The organism is Desulfovibrio sp. 1214_IL3152 (assembly GCF_036763055.1).
Taxonomy (GTDB): domain Bacteria; phylum Desulfobacterota; class Desulfovibrionia; order Desulfovibrionales; family Desulfovibrionaceae; genus Desulfovibrio.
On record NZ_JBAIYW010000155.1, the window covers coordinates 1 to 2,414 of the forward strand.

Sequence of the window (2,414 nt, forward strand, 5' to 3'; positions counted from 1 at the left end):
CGGATTTCTGCCCTTGAACGCCGCCGGACACGCCTGCCTCAACAGGCCCTGCAGGTCCTGCCGCAGGGCTTGCCTCAGTCCGGGCAACCGCAGAAGGGCTGTCTTTCACTTTACTTTTATCTTGGGGTGTCAACTGCATGTTACACATTCTCCGCGGAACGTTGCGCCGGAGCGCCCTGTTCCTGTCGTACCGTATCCATGCTTTGCCGTGAACGCTCACGCAGACGCTGCAAAACCGCATCGCGCGGGCCATCCATCTTTATCTGGCCGTTTTCCATAACAATCAGCCGATTTACAATGCGCAGCATGGACAAGCGGTGTGTGACCAGCACCACGGTGCGCCCATCCATCACCGAATACAGGCGCTTTTGCAGCATTACTTCAGAGTCCGTATCCATGTTGCTGGTCGGCTCATCCAGCAGCAGCACTTCGGGGTCGCGCACAAGAGCGCGCGCCAGCGCCACAGCCTGGCGCTGCCCACCGGAAAGGGCCTTGCCCTGCTCACCCACCTGGGCGGCAAACCCCGCAGGATTATTGCGTAAAAAGTCTGTCACGCCAGCCAGGGCCGCTGCGCGCAGAATAAGGTGATCATTGATGGTGGGGTCGCCCAGGGCGATATTGTCGCGGATGCTGCCGTAAAACAGCACCACGTCCTGCGGCAGCACACCCACGCGTCCCCGGAGGTCGGTGCTGGGTATCTGCCGAATATCGACATCACCAAACTTCACAGCGCCTTCCTTGGGCTGGTAAAGACCGATAAGCAGCTTGGACAGCGTACTCTTGCCCGACCCCATAGGCCCGATAATGCCCACGCGCTCGCCCGGCTCGATATGCAGAGAAATGCGGTCAAGGGCCAGACGCTCCTGATGCGGATAGGCAAAAGACACGTTCTCCACGGTGAAAGAAGGACGCAGCATGCCAAAATCCATGCAGGTCTTTTCCACCTGATTTTCCGAGGGCAGCATCATGAGCATGTCCAGGGCCTTGAGCGTCACATGCGAATTCTGAAGGCGCGTCAGCAGCGAAGCCATCTGCAGCAGGGGGGCCATGGTGCGCCCCACCAGAATATTGCAGCCGATCAGGGCGCCCATGGTCATGAGGCCCTCGGAGATGCGGTATACGCCCCAGACAATCATGGCAACGGTCACAAGCTGGGTAATGAGCATTGAAGACGTGACAGCCAGGTTGTTGTACTTGCGGGCTTCGCTGTTGGACTGGGCGGAAAGGCCCACCACGGATTCCCAAAGCTTTTGCATGCGGCTTTCGGCCATGCACGACTTGAGGGTTTCAAGCCCGCCCACAATTTCCACCAGCAGGGCGTTTTTCTGCATGTTCTGCTTGTAGCTGGCCTCGGCGCTACGCCGTGAGCGTGATTGCAGCAGCAGGCCGATACCCAGCATGAGGGGCATGGCGCCCAGCGGCAGAAATACCAGCGGGCCGCCGATAAAACTGATGAGCAGCAAAAAAATCACCAGGAAAGGCAGGTCAATGCAGGCCAACAAGCTTGAAGAGCTGAAAAACTCGCGCAACTGCTCGAACTCGCGCAGATTATTGACCAGTGCGCCGGTGGATTCGGGCTTGGCGTCCATACGCATTGAAAGCACTTTTTCCACCAGCGAGCTTGAGAGCACAATATCGGCATTACGTCCGGCCACGTCCACAAAATGGGTGCGCAACGACGAAAGCAGAAAATTGAAAAAATAGATTATGAGAATGCCGATAGCCAGAACCCACAGGGTTTCAATGGCATTGTTCGGCACCACGCGGTCATAGACGTTCATGACAAAAAGCGGGCTGCCCACGGCAATGAGGTTGATTACCACGCTGGCCAGGGCCACATGCCGATAAATGGGCGCGTAGTAACGCAGCACATCCCAGAACCAGCGCTTGCCGTGCGAAATGCTCAGTCTTTCAGTGCGGTCATCCGGGGCGGACTCCACAGCGGCAAAGAGCACATAACCGGAGTATTCCTGCTTGAGGTCTTCAAGCGACACTGTTTGCGCGGCACCGCTTGTTTCGGGAAATATGACTTCGGCCTTGCCGTCCTTCAGGCTCGTGAGCACGCACGAGCGGTCGCGGGTCAGCAGAAGTATGCAGGGCATCACCAGGGCCGGGATATCCTCAAGCTCGGGACGAAAAACGATACGGCCCGAAAGCCCTGCCTTGCGCGCTGCCCTGAGGCATGCCTGGGGGGTAACCTTGCTGCCGGTAAGGCCGGACATAAGAAACTGCGGGCTGACGACCCTGCCGCGCAAACGCAGCAGTATGGCGAGGCTGCGCAACAGGCCCGGCATAAAGTCAATATCAGACGGGCGCAAAGGCCCCATACCGGTATCCTGGACAGACCGCTCGGAATTTATGGCGGCCTCGTGTCGCGCGGCCTGGGCCATGGCGTCCATAGCGGCCGCTCCCGT

The 2,414-nt window shown here is 58.5% G+C and carries 1 protein-coding gene; it reads right to left on the minus strand.

Annotation, left to right across the window (positions count from 1 at the left end; translation table 11 throughout):
* Window positions 1-140: 140 nt before the first annotated feature.
* Window positions 141-2,414: type I secretion system permease/ATPase (locus V6C07_RS03165; protein ID WP_442891921.1), on the minus strand; the 2,274-nt coding region annotated here is incomplete at its 5' end.